This window comes from Trabulsiella odontotermitis (genome assembly GCF_030053895.1).
Lineage (GTDB): Bacteria > Pseudomonadota > Gammaproteobacteria > Enterobacterales > Enterobacteriaceae > Trabulsiella > Trabulsiella odontotermitis_C.
This window is the reverse complement of record NZ_CP125781.1, coordinates 1,306,361-1,325,099: the sequence shown is the minus strand read 5'-3', so window position 1 is coordinate 1,325,099 and position 18,739 is coordinate 1,306,361. Positions and strand designations below refer to the sequence as shown.

Genomic DNA, 18,739 nt, shown 5'->3' with positions numbered 1-18,739 from the left:
GGGTTATTTACCGTCTTTACCGACATGCAGAATGGCGAGGAATGCTTCCTGCGGCAACTCAACGTTACCGACCTGCTTCATTCGCTTCTTCCCTTCTTTCTGTTTCTGCAGCAGCTTTTTCTTACGGCTCACGTCACCACCGTAACATTTTGCCAGTACGTTTTTACGCAACTGTTTCACGGTCGAGCGCGCAATAATGTGGTTACCGATTGCCGCCTGGATAGCGATGTCAAACTGCTGGCGCGGGATCAGATCTTTCATCTTCTCTACCAGCTCACGACCACGGTACGGCGCATTCTCGTTGTGGGTGATCAGTGCCAGCGCATCGACGCGCTCGCCGTTGATCAGCACATCCACGCGCACCATGTTGGACGCCTGGAAGCGCTTGAAGTTGTAATCCAGCGACGCGTAGCCGCGGGAGGTGGACTTCAGGCGGTCAAAGAAGTCGAGCACCACTTCCGCCATCGGGATTTCATAGGTCAGCGCGACCTGATTGCCGTGGTAGACCATATTGGTCTGCACACCGCGTTTTTCCACGCAAAGGGTGATGACGTTACCGAGATATTCCTGCGGCAGCAGCATATGACACTCGGCGATAGGCTCGCGCAGCTCGTCAATGTTGTTCAGCGGCGGCAGCTTGGACGGGCTGTCGACGTAAACCACCTCTTTGTTGGTCATCTGAACTTCGTACACTACCGTCGGCGCGGTGGTGATAAGATCCAGATCGTATTCACGTTCCAGACGTTCCTGGATGATCTCCATGTGCAGCAGACCGAGGAAGCCGCAGCGGAAGCCAAAGCCCAGCGCCGTGGAGCTTTCCGGCTCGTAGAACAGGGAAGCATCGTTCAGGCTTAATTTGCCAAGCGCATCGCGGAAGGCTTCGTAGTCATCAGAGCTGACCGGGAACAGACCGGCATATACCTGTGGCTTCACTTTTTTAAAGCCCGGTAAGGCTTTATCGGCAGGATTACGCGCTTGCGTTAGGGTATCGCCCACCGGCGCACCGAGAATGTCTTTAATCGCGCAGACCAGCCAGCCCACTTCGCCGCACTTCAGTTCGGTCCTGTCAACCTGTTTCGGCGTAAAGATGCCAAGACGATCAGCGTTATACACCTGACCAGTGCTCATCACCTTGATTTTGTCGCCTTTGCGCAGAGTGCCGTTTTTAACGCGCACCAGAGACACGACCCCCAGGTAGTTATCAAACCAGGAGTCAATAATCAGGGCCTGCAGCGGCGCGTTTTCATCCCCTTCCGGCGCCGGGATATCACGCACCAGGCGTTCCAGCACATCCTGAACACCAACGCCGGTTTTCGCCGAGCAGCGCACCGCATCGGTGGCGTCAATGCCGACAATGTCTTCAATCTCTTCTGCCACGCGCTCAGGGTCGGCGGCAGGCAGATCGATTTTGTTCAGGACCGGAACCACTTCCAGATCCATTTCAATGGCGGTATAGCAGTTCGCCAGCGTCTGGGCTTCAACACCCTGCCCGGCATCAACCACCAGCAACGCGCCTTCGCACGCCGCCAGCGAACGAGAGACTTCATAGGAAAAGTCAACGTGGCCCGGGGTATCGATAAAGTTCAGCTGATAAGTTTCGCCATCGGAGGCTTTATAATCGAGCGTCACGCTTTGCGCTTTAATCGTAATGCCGCGCTCGCGCTCCAGATCCATGGAGTCGAGAACCTGCGCTTCCATTTCACGATCAGAAAGGCCACCGCAAATCTGGATGATACGGTCAGACAGCGTCGACTTACCGTGGTCGATATGAGCAATGATCGAAAAGTTACGTATGTTCTTCATATATTAATTAATTATGCCTTACGAATACCTTGAGGCCGCTGTTCTGTGCCTGACGTTGTGTCGTTCGAAAACGCCGCATTCTACACTACATCGCCACAACCAGGAAATGCTCTTCCGGTAAGCTTAGCGGGAGATCTGATGCGAGATGTAAGTAAAACAAAAGCCAGCGCGATCACTGGCCTGTTTCGGAGGGGGATGCGTCAACGCGCAGCATGTCAGGAGGAAGGCCAACGCTCAGGATGACCGGCTGCCATTCGGCTCGTGCCGCCAGCGTTGGCGACAGGCCGCGGGCAAGCAAAAAACCGCCGACGCCACCGAGCAGCGCGCCGCAAAGTGCCGCGAGATCGCCACCGAACAGTATCTGAAAGAGGCCGCCTACCACAAACAACCCCACCAACGGCGACATGTAAACCAGCAGCGCAGAACTCAGCAGGCTGCCTTCCGCAATACCCAGTTCCACTTTTTGCCCGGCGACGAGCGGCTGCTCGCTCGGGACGACGATTGTGTGCTGCGTTTGCGGCCCGAGCTTATTCAGTATGCGAGAGCCGCAGCCCGCGCGCGATGCACAACTGCTGCACGACGCTTTGACATCACAACTGACCTTCGCCAGCCCGCTTTGCCAGGAGACGACGGTTGCCCAATCTTTAATCATTGTACTGCCCCGAATTTAACGCTTTCCGCGATACGCTTCGCGGTGGGCGGCGGCAGCTCGCCGACGATAGTGATTTCCGCGTTGTCGCGAACCGACGTGGTCACCGTGCGACGTCCCGTACGCAGCATTTGTTCGCTGCTGGTCGGCGTTGCCCGGCTGACGTTCACGGAGAAGCTAAACAGGCCGTCGGAGTAAAGACGCGATTCCACCGCCACATTAAGCGTAGGCAAAGTACGGCGGCTACTGGAGACTTCGCTGAAGCCCTGCGGCACCCACGAGGTCGTCCAGTTAAAGCTGGATTTATCTCCCGCCGGAACCGAAAGCAGCGGCGGCAGGCTGGCTTTGGCCAGATTTTCCATGCTATCGCTCACGCTGTTGTTCACAGTGAAAGCGATCACCCGGAACTGTTCCAGCGTTTCGCCGTCACGATCGAGCAGGTCGACGCGCAGCGGCAGTTTGGTTTCGGAATCCAGCCAGACGATATAGCTGTAACGCGTGCCGTCTTTTGCCACCACGCGAATCACTTCGCAGAGGTGATCGGCAATACGGGTTCGCCCGACGGAGATAAAGTCGTAATAAGGCGACAGGCGTTTAAAATCGGTATAGACCAGCGAAGGTAAGGAATCAACGATGTAGTCGCCATTGAGCGTGAAGGGTTCGAGCCCTGGCTCAAAATAGCTGATCTCATTGCCGCGCTGGACGACTTCACGACGCGGGCCATCCATCTGCAGAAGCTGAGATAACGGTTGATTGTTAAGACGAGCGTGGCGATAACGCAGTGATTCGACGCCTTGCTTGCTGATGCTGACAAATGACAGCTCGTAATTGAGTGACTGGCTCGCCAGGTTCATTTGCTGCAACAACGCCCCGGACGAAACATCAGCCGAGGCGTTGACAGAGAAGAACAGGCTACCAACCACAAGCGGTATGGCACACCAAAGTTGCTTCATTACTGCGATTGCGTTCCTAAAGTTTGATACCCCGGCACCTGAACAGCGGCTTGCTGGGTTTGTGCCTGTTCAAACTGAAGCTGTTCGGAGTGCAAACGGCGCTGCAACTCATAATCCTGCAACATTGCATTGATGCGACGGCGCTGCTCCTGCACCTGCTGTTGCTGGCCGGTACCGGCAGTGGCATCAGTAGGTACGCCCAGGCTAACCGGGCTGGCTTTACCCATCATTGGCAGGGTGTTGAAGACAGGTGCTTCAGGCTGCTGGGATGATTCAGATTGCCCATTATACTGCTGCACGCCGACGATGACTGCAAGCGATACACAGGCGGCGACACCCATTTGTGTAAGTGAGCTGGCCCACGGGCGCACTTTCTGCCAGAACGGCATTTTCTGCCACTGGTGCGGTGCCGGTTGGGCTTCAGGAATCAACGGCGTTGCCTGGCGCACAGGCTCATTTTCAATGGCGGCCATGACGCGGGCGGAGATATCAAAATGCAGCATCTCGCCTGTATCGCCACGGAGTGAATCGCGGATGAGGTGGTAGCTTTCCCAGGTTTTTTGCAGTTCAGGAGAACCACTCAACGTATTGAGAAGCTCGTTATCCAGCGTTTCGCCATCCATTAAAGCGGAAAGTTGTTCTTTCTGCATGCCTAAATACCTTTTCCAGTATCCCGCTATCGTCAACGCCTGATAAGCGGTTGAACTTTATTATCAATAGCTTCTCGCGCCCGGAAGATACGCGAACGAACGGTACCGACCGGACAATCCATGATAGCGGCTATCTCTTCATAGCTCAGGCCATCCAGCTCCCGCAGGGTAATTGCCATGCGTAAATCCTCCGGAAGCGACTCAATGGTACGAAAAACAATTTGTCTCAGTTCTTCTGACAACATTAAGTTCTCAGGGTTCGAAATTTCTTTCAGCGCACCGCCACTTTCGTAGTTTTCTGCTTCAATAGCGTCTACATCACTTGATGGCGGACGGCGCCCCTGAGCAACCAGGTAGTTCTTGGCGGTGTTTACCGCGATGCGATACAACCAGGTATAAAAAGCACTATCCCCCCGGAAAGAATCCAGCGCACGATAGGCTTTAATAAAAGACTCTTGTACGACATCAGGCACGTCACCTGATGGTACATAGCGGGCAACCAGACTCGCCACCTTATGCTGATAGCGCACTACCAGCAGGTTAAACGCTTTCTGATCTCCCTTCTGGACCCGTTCAACGAGGACCTGATCCGTTAACTGCTCGCTCATCCGAGGTAATGTCTCCCCAAACCTAATTCCCATGCGTAATCAGAACGCCACTCCATCAATGCACTATGAGCAAGCACTCGGTTAGAGTTTCTGATAATCATAAAGTTCCGTTACGCCATTGTTTTTTTGTTAATCATTGAGACTGTTCATTATCATTCATTATAAGTCTACCGATGCTTAACAACGCGATTGTGTGTAATTAAAGCGTTCAGCACGCCAGCAGGGTAGCTTAACACAGGGTTTATTTCATCATAAAATCTGAAGCTAACGATCTGCTTCGCAAAATATTTCCTCGCTTTCAGACACCTTCTTTCACCGGCTTTCTGTTTAGTCATTACAACTTCATCGTAAAAAAAAGTGCTAAAAAGCCTATCTGAGTGATATGCTCGCGAAACCATGTTTAGTACATTAAACAAAAAAGATGAATACGACGCCTAACCACGCTTGTGATGTCCTTATTATCGGCAGCGGTGCTGCAGGTTTATCGCTGGCATTACGCCTGGCGGAACACAGCTCGGTGATTGTTTTAAGTAAAGGTCCGGCCAGCGAAGGCTCCACCTTTTACGCGCAAGGCGGTATCGCCGCTGTGTTTGATGAAACGGACAGCATCGAATCACACATCGAAGATACCTTAATTGCTGGCGCAGGGATCTGCGACCGCCATGCGGTCTCGTTTGTTGCCAGTAATGCGAAATCCTGTGTGCAATGGCTCATCGATCAGGGCGTGTTGTTCGATACGCAAACGCAGGCCAACGGCGAAGAGAGCTACCACCTGACACGGGAAGGTGGACACAGCCATCGCCGCATTCTTCATTCCGCCGATGCTACCGGTAAAGCCGTGGAAACCACGCTGGTCAGCAAGGCGCTGAATCATCCCAACATTCAGATACTCGAACGCCATAACGCCGTCGATCTGATCATCTCCGATAAAATCGGTCTGCCTGGCACGCGGCGTGTCGTCGGGGCGTGGATCTGGAACCGCAATCAGGAGCGCGTGGAAACCTGTCAGGCAAAATCGGTGGTGCTGGCGACGGGCGGTGCATCAAAAGTGTATCAGTACACCACTAACCCGGATATTTCGTCGGGCGATGGCATTGCCATGGCATGGCGCGCAGGTTGCCGCGTGGCGAATCTGGAGTTTAATCAGTTTCACCCGACCGCACTTTATCATCCGCAGGCAAGAAATTTCCTGCTGACGGAAGCGCTTCGCGGTGAAGGCGCGTTACTGAAACGCCCTGACGGCACACGTTTTATGCCTGATTTTGATTCGCGCGGCGAGCTGGCGCCTCGCGATATTGTCGCCCGCGCCATCGACCATGAGATGAAACGCCTTGGCGCGGATTGCATGTATCTCGACATCAGCCATAAGCCAGACGACTTTATCCGCCAGCACTTCCCAATGATTTACGACAAGCTGCTCGGTCTGGGCATTGATCTCACCAGGCAACCTGTGCCGATTGTGCCCGCGGCGCATTACACCTGCGGCGGCGTGATGGTGGATGATTACGGCCGTACCGACGTTGACGGCCTGTATGCGATTGGCGAGGTGAGCTACACCGGACTGCATGGCGCAAACCGGATGGCGTCCAACTCGCTACTGGAGTGCCTTGTCTACGGCTGGTCAGCGGCCGAAGACATTAAAAAGCGCATGCCATATGCGCGAGCGACATCGTCGCTCCCCGCGTGGGATGAAAGCCGCGTTGAGAACCCGGACGAACTGGTGGTCATCCAGCATAACTGGCACGAGTTACGCCTTTTTATGTGGGACTACGTTGGCATTGTGCGGACCACAAAGCGGCTTGAACGCGCACTGCGTCGCATCACCCTGTTGCAACAGGAGCTGGATGAGTATTACGCGAAATTCCGCGTCTCCAATAATTTACTGGAGCTGCGCAACCTGGTTCAGGTCGCTGAACTGATCGTTCGCTGTGCGATGCTACGCAAAGAAAGTCGGGGTCTGCACTACACGCTGGATTATCCGCAACCGCTGGCGGAATCCGGTCCGTCAGTGCTTTCCCCGCTGGCTTACATGAATAAATAGAAGGCCTGGGTCAGCGCAGTATACCCTTCTGAGTATTGCTGCTCTGGCCCACGGATCACCAGCCGATCGCAAAAATACTCCCCTGCTTTTGGCGAAAACGCTAACAGCACGCGATGCGGCGGACGCAGTTCGGTTTCAGCGATGTCCGTGCGCAAACGCAGATTCCAGCCGAGCGAAAGCGCTTTCTCGGTAAACGCCGTGCCAATGCTTTCCGGCAGCACCAGGCAGAAAAATCCTTCTTCGGTGATCGCTTCTGCGGCACAATTCAGCAGTGCGGTATGATCGAGCGACGTGGTATAACGGGCCTGCTCGCGCTGCGGCGTCGCACACTCTACGCCCTGCTCATAATAGGGCGGATTGCTGACAATCAGGTCATAACGGCGAGTTTGCTGATGAAGCCACTGCTGAATATCCGCGTGATGCACCTGCACGCGCGCAGACCATGGCGATTCCGCGACGTTTTCCTGCGCCTGCGTGGCAGCGTCATCATCGAGTTCAACGGCATCAATGGCGACGTGGTCGTCGGTTCTTTGCGCCAGCATCAGCGCCAGCAGACCGCTTCCCGTACCAATATCGAGAATACGATTGACGCGGGCAATCGGTGCCCAGGCACCCAACAGAATGCCATCGGTCCCCACTTTCATGGCGCAACGATCGTGCGCAACAAAGAACTGCTTGAAGGTAAATCCATTACGACGCAGCACGGATTTTGGGTCAAACATATCATGCATCCTGGCAAGTAAAAGCGGGATTTGTTTTAGGTTAAGCACAATACCTGAGAACAGATAGCCACACAAACAGATGAACATTACAGCCGTAACGTCTATAATCAGCGCCCCACACAGAGGTAGATCATGACTGTAACGACTTTTTCCGAACTCGAACTCGACGAAAACCTTCTGGATGCCCTCCAGGATAAAGGTTTCACTCGCCCGACCGCCATTCAGGCTGCCGCTATTCCGCCTGCGCTCGATGGCCGTGATGTCCTTGGTTCCGCGCCGACCGGTACCGGTAAAACAGCGGCATATTTGCTGCCTGCGTTGCAGCACCTGCTCGACTTCCCGCGCAAAAAATCCGGGCCGCCGCGCATTCTGATCCTCACACCAACCCGTGAACTGGCTATGCAGGTTGCCGACCACGCCCGCGAACTGGCGGCGCATACGCATCTCGATATCGCAACGATCACCGGCGGTGTGGCCTACATGAACCACGCGGAAGTGTTCAGCGAAAACCAGGATATCGTTGTCGCGACGACAGGTCGTCTGCTGCAATATATTAAAGAAGAAAATTTCGATTGCCGCGCGGTAGAAACGCTAATTCTTGACGAAGCGGATCGTATGCTTGATATGGGCTTCGCCCAGGACATCGAGCATATTTCCGGTGAAACCCGCTGGCGCAAACAAACCATGCTGTTTTCCGCCACCCTGGAAGGCGACGCCATTAAAGATTTTGCTGAGCGTCTGCTGGAAGATCCAGTGGAAGTATCCGCAACGCCATCCACCCGTGAGCGCAAAAAAATTCACCAGTGGTATTACCGTGCCGACAACTTCGAACATAAAGTTGCCCTGTTGAAGCACCTGCTGAAACAGGAAGACGCTACCCGCTCTATCGTGTTTGTGCGTAAGCGCGAGCGTGTACATGAACTGGCAGAAATGCTGCGTTCGTCTGGCATCAATAACTGCTACCTCGAAGGCGAGATGGCGCAGATTAAGCGTAACGAAGGCATTAAACGTCTTACCGACGGTCGCGTTAACGTGCTGGTTGCCACCGACGTTGCGGCCCGCGGGATTGATATTCCTGATGTGAGTCACGTTATTAACTTCGACATGCCGCGCAGTGGCGACACCTACCTTCACCGCATCGGTCGTACGGGTCGTGCGGGCCGCAAAGGTACTGCAATCTCGCTGGTTGAAGCCCACGATCACCTGCTGCTGCAGAAAATCGGCCGCTATATCGAAGAACCGCTGAAACCGCGTGTTATTGATGAGCTTCGCCCGACCACGCGTGCGCCAAGCGAGAAGATGACCGGGAAACCGTCGAAGAAAGCGCTGGCGAAACGCGAAGAGAAGAAAAAAGAGAAAGAGAAAGAAAAACCGCGCGTCAAGAAACGCCATCGCGATACCAAAAACATTGGTAAGCGTCGTAAGCCGAGCGGCAGCGCAGACTCAACGCCGTCAACAGAAGAATAAACAAAAGCCGGGAAATGAAATTCCCGGCTTTTTTATTTCCGCGCCCGTAAGAATTACAGGCTTTCGGTAAAGGTACGAGCGATAACGTCGCGCTGCTGTTCAGGGGTCAGTGAGTTGAAACGGACGGCATAACCCGAAACACGAATGGTCAGTTGCGGATATTTTTCCGGATGCTTAACGGCATCTTCCAGCGTTTCACGACGCAGCACGTTCACGTTCAGATGCTGACCACCTTCAACACGCACTTCCGGTTTTACATCTACCGGGATTTCGCGGTATTCGATATCACCCAGATTGCTGACAGCAACAACCTGATCTTCCTTGAAATCACCTTTGGCGCACAGGCAACGAGCTTCACCCTTCTCGCTGTCCAGCAACCAGAAAGAGTTCAGCAGATTGTCATTTGCGGCTTTAGTAATCTGAATACCTGTAATCATTTGGCGCCTCCTCAGGCTCTGCATATTCATTTTAACCGGCCGGTTTCCGGCCAATTGGTAAAACCATTGTTGCTTGAGTGTATGTATAACAGTGGCACATCCTTGATTCTTTGATTTATATCAATAAAAACCTCACCGTGAAGATGGGTATACCGGAAAATACTTGTTTTATATCAAGTTACACACCCCGCAACGCCAAATTATTTTTGTAAATTTTCAACTTTTTTTGTAGGAACGACGGCGTTTGTGATTTACAGATTTTGTTATGCAGAAAGAAGCCGTTAAGCTATCTGCATACAGATTCGCAGGAGAGCGAAATGACAACCGAATTAACCTGGCACGACGTACTGGCTGACGAAAAACAACAGCCCTATTTTTTGAATACGCTGAAGACCGTCGCCAGCGAGCGGCAGTCCGGTATGACGATTTATCCACCACAGAAAGATGTGTTTAACGCCTTCCGTTTTACCGAACTGGGCGATGTGAAAGTGGTCATTCTTGGTCAGGATCCCTATCACGGTCCAGGGCAGGCGCATGGTCTGGCATTTTCCGTGCGCCCCGGCATCGCCACACCGCCTTCGCTGCTCAATATGTATAAAGAACTGGAGCAATCCATTCCCGGCTTCACCCGCCCGGATCACGGTTATCTGGAAAGCTGGGCACGGCAGGGCGTGCTGCTGCTCAATACCGTTTTAACGGTACGCGCTGGGCAGGCGCACTCACACGCCAGTCTGGGGTGGGAAACCTTCACCGATAAGGTCATCAGCCTTATCAATGAGCATCGCGAAGGGGTGGTGTTTTTGCTGTGGGGATCGCACGCGCAGAAGAAAGGGGCGATTATCGACAAGCAGCGCCATTACGTACTGAGAGCCCCTCACCCGTCGCCGCTGTCGGCGCATCGCGGCTTCTTCGGTTGCAACCATTTTGTACTGGCCAATGAGTGGCTGTCACAGCATGGCGAAACACCGATTGACTGGATGCCCGTACTACCGGCGGAAAGCGAGTAATAAAAAAGCCAGCGAAGACGCTGGCTTTTTTACATCAGGCTTTGTTCTGTCGCCACCATTCGGCAAGCAACACGCCAGTCGCGACGGAGACGTTCAGGCTCTCAACATGGCCAGTGCCATTAATTGAAACGTTCAGATCGGCGTTGTCCAGTGCCGCGTCAGACAAGCCATCACGTTCCTGACCCAACACCAGCACCATTTTCTTCGGCAGTGTGGCGTTAAACAGCGGCGTGCCTTTGTGGCTGGAGGTGGAGACGATGGTGTAACCCGCGTTGCGGAACTGATCCAGCGTCTCGATGAAGCTGTCGCCGGTGATCGGCTCGACGTGCTCGGCCCCCCCTTCTGCGGTACGGATCGCCGCACCGGATTCCAGCAGCGCCGCATCCTGTACCACTACGCCTTTTACGCCGAAGTGGGCACAACTGCGCATCATCGCGCCAAGGTTGTGCGGGTTGCCGACATCTTCCAGCGCCAGTACGCAATCATCTTCTGCCGCCTGGCTCACCCACTGTTTCACCGTGGTGCCGTTACGTTTTTTAATCAGGAAACAGACGCCGCCGTGGTGTTCAGTGCCGGATGCTTTGGTCAGCTCCGCATCATCCACCACGTGATACGCTTTGCGGTTCGCCGCCATCCAGCGCAGCGCTTCTTTAAAACGCGGCGTGACGCTCTGGATAAACCAGGCGCGAACGATAGAATCCGGGCGACTCTGAAACAGCGCCTGGCAGGCATTTTCGCCATACACACGCGTCTCTTCGGCCCGCTGACGGCGCAGCACTTCCGGATCGATAAAACTTTTACCGCTGATACCGCCGTGATCTGGTTTCGCTGGAGTGTCATCCCCCGGCGCACGGGAAACGGTACGCCACGGGGAGGCATCACGATCGCGGTCGCTACGATCATTGCGATCGCGGTTGCGCTCACGCGCAGGTTGCGTGGATTTACCCTCACGCGTCGGACGACGACCACCTTCAGTACGGGAAGCGCCAGAGCGCCCTCCACCCTTTCCGGTACGCGGATTCTGGGTGCGTTTATCCGAGTCATCATCACTGCGGACATACATCACTTTGACCTTGCCGCTTTTATTCTTCAGTTCGTCGTTCATCTCTTTCTCCACCTGCGCTGCGCGAAGCGCGAAGATTACCCGATGTGGTCGCGCTTCGCCATGACTTCCTACAAAAGACTATGACTATTGTACTCATTGAATAAACCACTTTGTCCATTTACGCGCCTTCGCCGATAATATGTAACATTATCGAAACAATCTGGCCGCGGCGTGATGCCGTTGCCCTTTCAGACCCGAGGTTAGTTATGAATACCGTTTGTGCCAGCTGTCAGGCGCTCAACCGCATCCCCGACGATCGTCTTAACGATGCAGCGAAGTGTGGACGCTGTGGTCACGACCTGTTTGATGGTGACGTGATCCATGCCACCGACGCAACACTGGATAAACTGCTGAAAGACGATCTTCCTGTCGTGGTCGATTTCTGGGCGCCGTGGTGCGGCCCCTGCAAAAGCTTTGCGCCGATCTTTGAAGATGTCGCGGAAGAGCGCAGCGGAAAAATGCGCTTTGTAAAAGTGAATACTGAAGCGGAACGCGAGCTGAGTGCCCGGTTTCGTATTCGCAGTATTCCAACCATCATGATTTTCAAGAATGGCGAAGTGATTGATATGTTGAATGGTGCCGTGCCGAAAGCGCCGTTTGACAACTGGCTGAACGAGGCCACGCCATCCTGATCCTGCCGGGGCACAACTTGTGCCCCGTTTTAACCTCTGCGACAATGGCGTTTTTTCTGCCAGACACCCATGACCGATAACGCCGTTCTCAGATTACGCGCGGAACGCCTTGCGCGTGCCACCCGCCCTTTTCTCGCCAGAGGAAACCGAATTCGTCGGTGTCAGCGTTGCCTGCTGCCGCTCAGACAGTGTTTGTGCGATACCCTCACCACCGCCCACGCCAGAAGCCGTTTTTGCCTGGTGATGTTCGATACCGAGCCGATGAAACCAAGCAATACCGGGCGGCTCATCGCGGATATTCTGCCCGACACCGAAGCGTTTCAATGGTCGCGAACCACGCCGCCGCAAGCTTTGCTGGATCTGGTGCATAACCCGGATTATCAGCCCGTGGTGGTGTTCCCGGCCTCGTACGCCGGGCCCGATCGTCAGGTGATCAGCACGCCGGCCAGCGGTAAGCCGCCACTGTTTATCATGCTTGACGGTACCTGGACCGAAGCACGGAAAATGTTCCGCAAAAGCCCGTGGCTCGATAACCTACCGCTGATTTCAGTCGATCTGTCGCGCGTGTCGGCGTACCGGCTACGGGAAGTGCATGCTGAAGGGCAATACTGTACCGCGGAAGTGGCTGTCGCGTTGCTGGATCTGGCAGGCGACACCGATGCTGCCGCCGCGCTTGGGGATCATTTTGGTCGCTTTCGCTCGCGCTATCTGGCAGGAAAAACGCAGCATAAGGGAAGCGTCACAGCAGAAATGGAAGAAAGCGTTTAGAATCATCCGGTCACTTGTGCAAAGGAGACCGGTATGAGCCAACGTGGCCTGGAAGCGCTACTTCGACCCAAATCTATCGCCGTCATTGGCGCCTCAATGAAGCCTCAGCGTGCCGGTTATCTGATGATGCGCAATTTGTTGTCCGGCGGCTTCAGCGGCCCGGTGTTGCCCGTTACGCCGAACTGGAAGGCGGTGTTGGGCGTTCTCGCCTGGCCGGATATCGACAGCCTGCCGTTTACGCCCGATCTGGCGGTGCTCTGCACTCATGCGAAACGAAATCTGGCCTTACTGGAAGCGCTAGGCGAAAAGGGATGCAAAACCTGCATTATCCTCTCCTCGCCACCGGAACAATTTGCCGAACTGAAAGTCTGTGCTCGCCGTTATCAGATGAGGCTTTTAGGGCCAAACAGTCTCGGATTGCTGGCGCCCTGGCAGGGGCTGAACGCCAGTTTTTCACCAGTACCGATTCGCCCTGGCAAGCTGGCGTTTATTTCGCAGTCCGCCGCCGTGTCTAACACAATCCTTGACTGGGCGCAGCAACGGGAGATGGGGTTTTCTTACTTCATCGCTCTCGGCGACAGTCTGGATATCGACGTCGATGATTTGCTCGACTATCTTGCCCGCGATACCAAAACCAGCGCCATTCTGCTCTATCTGGAACATCTCAGCGATGCGCGCCGGTTCGTTTCCGCCGCCCGTAGCGCCTCGCGGAATAAACCCATTCTGGTGATTAAAAGCGGCCGCAGCCCGGACGCACAGCGCCTGTTGCATGTGAACTCAGGTATTGATCCCGCGTGGGATGCCGCTATTCAGCGCGCGGGTTTACTGCGTGTGCAGGACACGCACGAACTCTTTTCGGCCGTTGAAACCCTTAGCCATATGCGCCCGCTGCGCGGCGACAAGCTGATGATCGTCAGCAACGGCGCGGCACCCGCGGCACTGGCGCTGGATGAGCTCTGGCTACGCAACGGTAAGCTGGCGACGCTGAGCGAAGAGACGCTTGCGCGGCTACGCCAGACGCTGCATGACGGCGTGGAGGTGGCTAACCCGCTGGATTTACGCGATGACGCGTTCAGCGAGCATTATACCTCGGCGATCAATATCCTCCTGGACAGCCAGGACTTTGATGCCTTACTGGTGATCCATGCCCCCAGCGCCGCGTCACCCGGAACAGAAAGTGCACTGGCGCTGATTGACGCCGTGAAAAAACATCCACGCGGCAAATATGTGAGCGTTCTGACCAACTGGTGCGGTGAATATTCCTCGCAAGAGGCGCGGCGCCTGTTTAGCGACGCCGGTATTCCTACTTATCGCACGCCGGAAGGGACAATAACCGCCTTTATGCACATGGTTGAATATCGTCGAAACCAGAAACAACTGCGTGAAACGCCGACGATCCCGCTGAACCTGACGGCCAATGCGGCGCAAGCGCATATCCTGCTGCAGAAGGCCATCGCCGATGGCGCAACCTCACTCGACACGCATGAAGTCCAGCCGGTACTGAAGGCTTACGGTCTGCACACGTTGCCGACCTGGATTGCGGCCGACAGCACGGAGGCGGTGCATATTGCCGAACAGATTGGTTATCCGGTGGCGCTGAAATTGCGCTCACCCGATATTCCGCATAAATCGGAAGTACAAGGCGTCATGCTCTATCTGCGCACGGCGGCTGAAGTCCAGCGTGCGGCTGATGCGATGCTCGACCGCGTAAAAATGACGTGGCCGCAGGCGCGCATTCATGGCCTGCTGGTACAAAGTATGGCGAACCGTGCGGGCGCTCAGGAATTACGGGTCGTCGTTGAGCACGATCCGGTGTTTGGCCCGCTGATTATGCTCGGCGAAGGTGGAGTGGAATGGCGCGCACAGGATCAGGCCGCCGTCGCGTTGCCGCCGCTGAACATGAACCTCGCCCGTTATCTGGTGATTCAGGCGATCAAAAATAAAAAGATCCGCGGTCGCAGCGCGTTGCGTCCGCTGGACGTCGCCGGGCTGAGCCAGTTGCTGGTGCAGGTCTCCAACCTGATTGTGGATTGCCCGGAAATCCAGCGTCTCGACATTCATCCTTTACTGGCGTCAGGCGGCGAATTTACTGCCCTGGACGTCACGCTGGAGATTGCGCCGTTTGAAGGCGACAGTGAAAGTCGACTGGCGGTACGCCCTTATCCGCAACAACTGGAACAATGGGTCGAGATGAAAAACGGCGAGCGCTGCCTGTTTCGGCCGATCCTGCCGGAAGATGAGCCCGCGCTACAGCGGTTTATCGCCCAAGTGACGAAGGAAGATCTCTACTATCGCTACTTCAGCGAGATCAACGAATTTACCCATGACGATTTAGCCAACATGACCCAGATCGACTACGATCGAGAAATGGCCTTTGTCGCAGTGCGGCTTACTGGTAGCGAGCCGGAGATCCTCGGTGTCGCGCGTGCGATTTCCGATCCTGATAATACGGATGCAGAATTCGCCGTGCTGGTGCGTTCGGATCTGAAAGGATTAGGTCTGGGGCGCATGCTGTTGGAAAAACTGATTGGCTATGCCCGCGACCACGGTCTGGTACGACTCACGGGGATCACAATGCCTCATAATCAGGGCATGGTGGCGCTGGCGCGTAAGTTGGGTTTCGAGGTGGACATTCAACTGGAGGAAGGTATCGTTGGCTTAACGCTTAAACTGGCGTCTGCTGGCGATGGTAAGTAAGTCGCTGGAAATGTTGACCACTTTAGCCAGTAGTGGTGGTATTATTGTTCGCTTCTGTCGTCTGCATGGTACAGAGGACCCTTCAATAAACAGAGAAGAATTGCACTGTGATGTTGTCAAAATTTAAGCGAAATAAACATCAACAACACCTTGCTCAACTACCTAAGCTCTCTCAGTCAGTTGATGATGTCGAGTTTTTTTACGCTCCCGCGGATTTTCGGGAAGCCCTGCTGGCGAAGATTGCCAGCGCCACGCATCGTATCTGTATCGTTGCGCTTTATCTTGAGCAGGACGACGGTGGCAAGGGTATTTTGCAAGCGCTGTATGACGCCAAACGTCAACGCCCTGAATTAGACGTCCGCGTGCTGGTCGACTGGCATCGGGCGCAGCGTGGCCGTATCGGTGCGGCGGCATCGAACACCAACGCGGACTGGTATTGCCGTATGGCACAGGAAAACGCAGGCGTCGATGTGCCTGTTTATGGCGTGCCGGTCAATACCCGTGAAGCGCTGGGCGTGCTGCATTTCAAAGGTTTTATCATTGATGATTGTGTGCTCTACAGCGGCGCCAGCCTGAATGACGTCTACCTGCATCAGCATGATAAGTACCGCTACGACCGTTACCACTGCGTGCGTAATCAGCAGATGGCGGACATCATGTTTAACTGGGCCGATAGCAATCTCGTGCAAGGGCGTGGCGTTCATCGTCTGGATAAGCCTGATCGCCCGAGAAGCCCGGAAATCAAAAACGACGTGCGTCTGTATCGTCAGGAATTGCGCGATACCGGCTATCACTATCAGGGCGATGCCGATAACGAACAGCTTTCAGTCACGCCGCTGGTCGGGCTGGGCAAATCAAGCGTCCTGAATAAAACCATCTTCCATTTGATGCCCTGTGCGGAGCATAAGCTCACCATCTGCACACCGTATTTCAACCTGCCTGCCCTGCTGGTGCGTAATATCATCCAGCTACTGCGGGAAGGGAAAAAAGTGGAGATTATCGTTGGCGACAAAACCGCCAATGATTTTTATATCCCGGAAGATCAGCCGTTCAAGATTATCGGCGCCCTGCCGTATCTCTATGAGATCAACCTGCGTCGCTTCCTCAGCCGCCTGCAATACTACGTAAACACCGATCAGCTCGTGGTTCGTTTATGGAAAGATGATGACAACACTTATCATCTGAAAGGCATGTGGGTGGATGACGAATGGATGCTGCTGACGGGCAATAATCTCAACCCGCGCGCCTGGCGACTGGATCTCGAGAACGCCATCCTCATCCACGATCCGCAACATCAGCTGGCGGCATCCCGTCAAAAAGAGCTGGAACTGATCCGCACGCATACCACCGTGGTGAAACATTATCGCGATCTGCAAAGCATCGCCGATTACCCGGTGAAAGTGCGTAAGCTGATCCGCCGTCTGCGCCGGATCCGAATAGACAAGCTGATCAGCCGTATTCTGTAATTTTCTGGCCCCGCTCATCCGGGGCCTTTTCTTATGGAGTCAGCCCGCCTCATGCGCATCTTGTTGCTTTTCACAGTGTTATTCCTCAGCGGCTGTAGCCATATGGCGAATGACCCGTGGGCCGGGCAGGATAAGGCGCAGCATTTTCTCGCGTCTGCCATGCTCTCTGCCGCAGGCAATGAATACGCGCAGCATCAGGGCATCAGCCGCGATCGCAGCGCGGCAATTGGGTTGCTGTTTTCTGTCAGTCTCGGGGCGGGTAAAGAGTTGTGGGACAGCCGCCCGGCAGGAAGCGGCTGGAGCTGGAAAGATTTTGCCTGGGATGTCGCCGGCGCCACAACGGGGTTTGCCGTCTGGCAACTGGCGCATCAGTAACCGCTAGAGACGTAGCCCTTTTCCCTTCGCGTGCAGCATCAGCGACACCAGGAACGCCAGCGCACCCATCAGGGTCACATACCAGAAAAACGCCGACTCAATGCCAACTGATTTCAGGGACAGCGCGACATATTCTGCCGATCCGCCAAACAGCGCATTCGCTACCGCATACGACAGACCAACCCCCAGTGCCCTGACCTGTGCCGGAAACATCTCGGCTTTCAGGATGCCGCTTATCGAGGTATAGAAGCTGACGATAAGCAGCGCGCACATCACTAACGCGAATGCAGCCACGGGAGATGTCACACTCTGCAGCGCGGACAATATGGGAACGGTACATACTGTCGCCATGCCGCCAAAGATGAGCATGGATGTCCGGCGGCCAATCCTGTCTGACAACGCACCGATGAGCGGCTGGATCAGCATGAACACGAACAGCGCGACTGTCATCAGGATGCTGGCGGTGTTTGCGCTCATTCCGGCGGTATTGACCAGATACTTCTGCATATAGGTGGTGAAGGTGTAAAACGTCAGCGATCCACCGGCAGTAAAACCCAGCACCATCAGGAACGCCTTACGATTACGCCACAATCCCTTGAACGAGCCAGCCTCTTTCAGTGTACGGGTCTCTTTTTGTGAGGTTTCATCCAGTTGACGACGCAGCCACAGCGCGACAATGGCCAGCACCGCACCCAGTGCAAACGGGATCCGCCAGCCCCAGGCATGGAGATCTTCACTGCTCAGGATCTGTTGTAAGACGACAACAACCAGCAGGGCCAGCAGTTGTCCGCCAATCAGCGTGACATACTGGAAAGAGGCGTAAAATCCTTTGCGTCCTTCCACGGCGACTTCACTCATATAAGTCGCGCTGGTGCCATATTCTCCTCCGACCGACAATCCCTGGAACAACCGGGCCAGCAGTAACAGCGCCGGCGCCCAGGTGCCAATCGTGGCGTAGCCTGGCAGGCAGGCGATCACCAATGAACCAAAACACATCATGCAGACAGAAATCAACATGGATTTTTTACGTCCGTGGCGATCGGCGATACGACCGAACAGCCAGCCACCTATCGGGCGCATCAAAAATCCGGCGGCGAATACGCCAGCCGTTTGCAACAATTGCGTGGTGGTGTTGCCTGCGGGGAAAAAGATATGGGCGAAATAAAGAGAGCAGAACGAATAGACATAGAAATCAAACCATTCCACCAGATTGCCTGAAGAGGCGCCGACAATCGCCCACACCCGTCGCCGGGTATCGCTGCCCGTCAATGAATCACGCGCAGCTATGCTCGTTTCGGTCATTGTCATCGTTCTCCTGCCAAAGATGGATGCTTGTCTCGTTGGACGTTGCACGCCACT

18 protein-coding genes are annotated in these 18,739 nt (G+C 54.8%); 8 read left to right on the top strand and 10 right to left on the bottom strand.

Features of this window, described 5'->3' with window-relative positions; genetic code table 11:
• Positions 1 to 3 precede the first annotated feature (3 nt).
• The 6 genes from lepA to rseD all read right to left on the bottom strand — a co-directional run bounded on the left by lepA (position 4) and on the right by rseD (position 4,719).
• The gene (gene lepA / locus QMG90_RS06385) at positions 4 to 1,803 is read right to left on the bottom strand and encodes a translation elongation factor 4 (protein WP_283283043.1); all 1,800 of its coding nucleotides are present in this window, start codon (positions 1,801 to 1,803) and stop codon (positions 4 to 6) included.
• Between the two features lie 172 nt (positions 1,804 to 1,975).
• Positions 1,976 to 2,455 (bottom strand): SoxR-reducing system protein RseC, encoded by a 480-nt coding sequence (gene rseC / locus QMG90_RS06380; protein WP_283283042.1) that lies wholly within the window; start codon positions 2,453 to 2,455, stop codon positions 1,976 to 1,978.
• Entirely contained in the window at positions 2,452 to 3,405 is a 954-nt protein-coding gene (gene rseB, locus QMG90_RS06375; RefSeq protein WP_283283041.1) for a sigma-E factor regulatory protein RseB, read from the bottom strand. Before rseB ends, rseC begins: the two co-directional genes overlap by 4 nt.
• Positions 3,405 to 4,055, bottom strand: coding sequence for an anti-sigma-E factor RseA (rseA, locus tag QMG90_RS06370; RefSeq protein ID WP_054179378.1), 651 nt, complete (start codon positions 4,053 to 4,055; stop codon positions 3,405 to 3,407). Before rseA ends, rseB begins: the two co-directional genes overlap by 1 nt.
• 32 nt (positions 4,056 to 4,087) lie before the next feature.
• Positions 4,088 to 4,663, bottom strand: coding sequence for an RNA polymerase sigma factor RpoE (gene rpoE, locus QMG90_RS06365; RefSeq protein WP_283283040.1), 576 nt, complete (start codon positions 4,661 to 4,663; stop codon positions 4,088 to 4,090).
• Positions 4,660 to 4,719, bottom strand: a complete 60-nt coding sequence (gene rseD, locus QMG90_RS06360) for a rpoE leader peptide RseD (protein WP_235501711.1) — start codon at positions 4,717 to 4,719, stop codon at positions 4,660 to 4,662. The genes rpoE and rseD overlap by 4 nt, the downstream gene beginning before the upstream one ends.
• Before the next feature lie 365 nt (positions 4,720 to 5,084).
• On the opposite strand from rseD, the gene nadB reads away from it, so the two are divergent.
• Positions 5,085 to 6,704 carry an L-aspartate oxidase gene (gene nadB, locus QMG90_RS06355; protein ID WP_283283039.1) on the top strand — a complete coding sequence of 540 codons (1,620 nt, stop codon included), beginning with the start codon at positions 5,085 to 5,087 and terminating at the stop codon, positions 6,702 to 6,704.
• Here nadB and trmN read toward each other — a convergent pair.
• Positions 6,689 to 7,426, bottom strand: a complete 738-nt coding sequence (gene trmN / locus QMG90_RS06350) for a tRNA(1)(Val) (adenine(37)-N(6))-methyltransferase TrmN (protein WP_283283038.1) — start codon at positions 7,424 to 7,426, stop codon at positions 6,689 to 6,691. The two genes, nadB and trmN, sit on opposite strands and share 16 nt — an antisense overlap.
• Before the next feature lie 132 nt (positions 7,427 to 7,558).
• Between trmN and srmB the strand changes: the two genes are divergently transcribed.
• A complete protein-coding gene (srmB, locus tag QMG90_RS06345; protein ID WP_283283037.1) occupies positions 7,559 to 8,893 on the top strand; it encodes an ATP-dependent RNA helicase SrmB in 1,335 nt (444 codons plus the stop codon).
• 53 nt (positions 8,894 to 8,946) lie between these two features.
• Here srmB and grcA read toward each other — a convergent pair whose 3' ends face one another.
• Complete coding sequence (gene grcA / locus QMG90_RS06340) at positions 8,947 to 9,330, bottom strand: autonomous glycyl radical cofactor GrcA (RefSeq protein ID WP_283283036.1); 384 nt, start codon at positions 9,328 to 9,330, stop codon at positions 8,947 to 8,949.
• A 317-nt stretch (positions 9,331 to 9,647) separates the two neighbouring features.
• On the opposite strand from grcA, the gene ung reads away from it, so the two are divergent.
• On the top strand, positions 9,648 to 10,337 hold the full coding sequence (gene ung / locus QMG90_RS06335; protein WP_283283035.1) for a uracil-DNA glycosylase: 690 nt from the start codon (positions 9,648 to 9,650) through the stop codon (positions 10,335 to 10,337).
• Positions 10,338 to 10,371: 34 nt separating this feature from the next.
• On the opposite strand, the gene QMG90_RS06330 is transcribed toward ung, so the two are convergent.
• A complete protein-coding gene (locus QMG90_RS06330; protein WP_283283034.1) occupies positions 10,372 to 11,442 on the bottom strand; it encodes a tRNA/rRNA methyltransferase in 1,071 nt (356 codons plus the stop codon).
• A 206-nt stretch (positions 11,443 to 11,648) separates the two neighbouring features.
• Between QMG90_RS06330 and trxC the strand changes: the two genes are divergently transcribed.
• From trxC to QMG90_RS06305, 5 genes are all read left to right on the top strand, one after another.
• On the top strand, positions 11,649 to 12,074 hold the full coding sequence (gene trxC, locus QMG90_RS06325) for a thioredoxin TrxC (RefSeq protein WP_283283033.1): 426 nt from the start codon (positions 11,649 to 11,651) through the stop codon (positions 12,072 to 12,074).
• A 69-nt stretch (positions 12,075 to 12,143) separates the two neighbouring features.
• Positions 12,144 to 12,842, top strand: a complete 699-nt coding sequence (gene tapT, locus QMG90_RS06320; protein WP_283283032.1) for a tRNA-uridine aminocarboxypropyltransferase — start codon at positions 12,144 to 12,146, stop codon at positions 12,840 to 12,842.
• Positions 12,843 to 12,875: 33 nt separating this feature from the next.
• On the top strand, positions 12,876 to 15,539 hold the full coding sequence (locus tag QMG90_RS06315) for a bifunctional acetate--CoA ligase family protein/GNAT family N-acetyltransferase (protein ID WP_283283031.1): 2,664 nt from the start codon (positions 12,876 to 12,878) through the stop codon (positions 15,537 to 15,539).
• A gap of 110 nt (positions 15,540 to 15,649) precedes the next feature.
• The gene (gene pssA / locus QMG90_RS06310) at positions 15,650 to 17,005 is read left to right on the top strand and encodes a CDP-diacylglycerol--serine O-phosphatidyltransferase (RefSeq protein ID WP_283283901.1); all 1,356 of its coding nucleotides are present in this window, start codon (positions 15,650 to 15,652) and stop codon (positions 17,003 to 17,005) included.
• Positions 17,006 to 17,056: 51 nt separating this feature from the next.
• On the top strand, positions 17,057 to 17,380 hold the full coding sequence (locus QMG90_RS06305) for a YfiM family lipoprotein (RefSeq protein ID WP_283283030.1): 324 nt from the start codon (positions 17,057 to 17,059) through the stop codon (positions 17,378 to 17,380).
• Positions 17,381 to 17,383: 3 nt separating this feature from the next.
• Here the strand turns inward: QMG90_RS06305 and QMG90_RS06300 are convergent, their stop codons facing one another.
• Complete coding sequence (locus QMG90_RS06300) at positions 17,384 to 18,682, bottom strand: MFS family transporter (RefSeq protein WP_283283029.1); 1,299 nt, start codon at positions 18,680 to 18,682, stop codon at positions 17,384 to 17,386.
• Between the last annotated feature and the right edge of the window lie 57 nt (positions 18,683 to 18,739).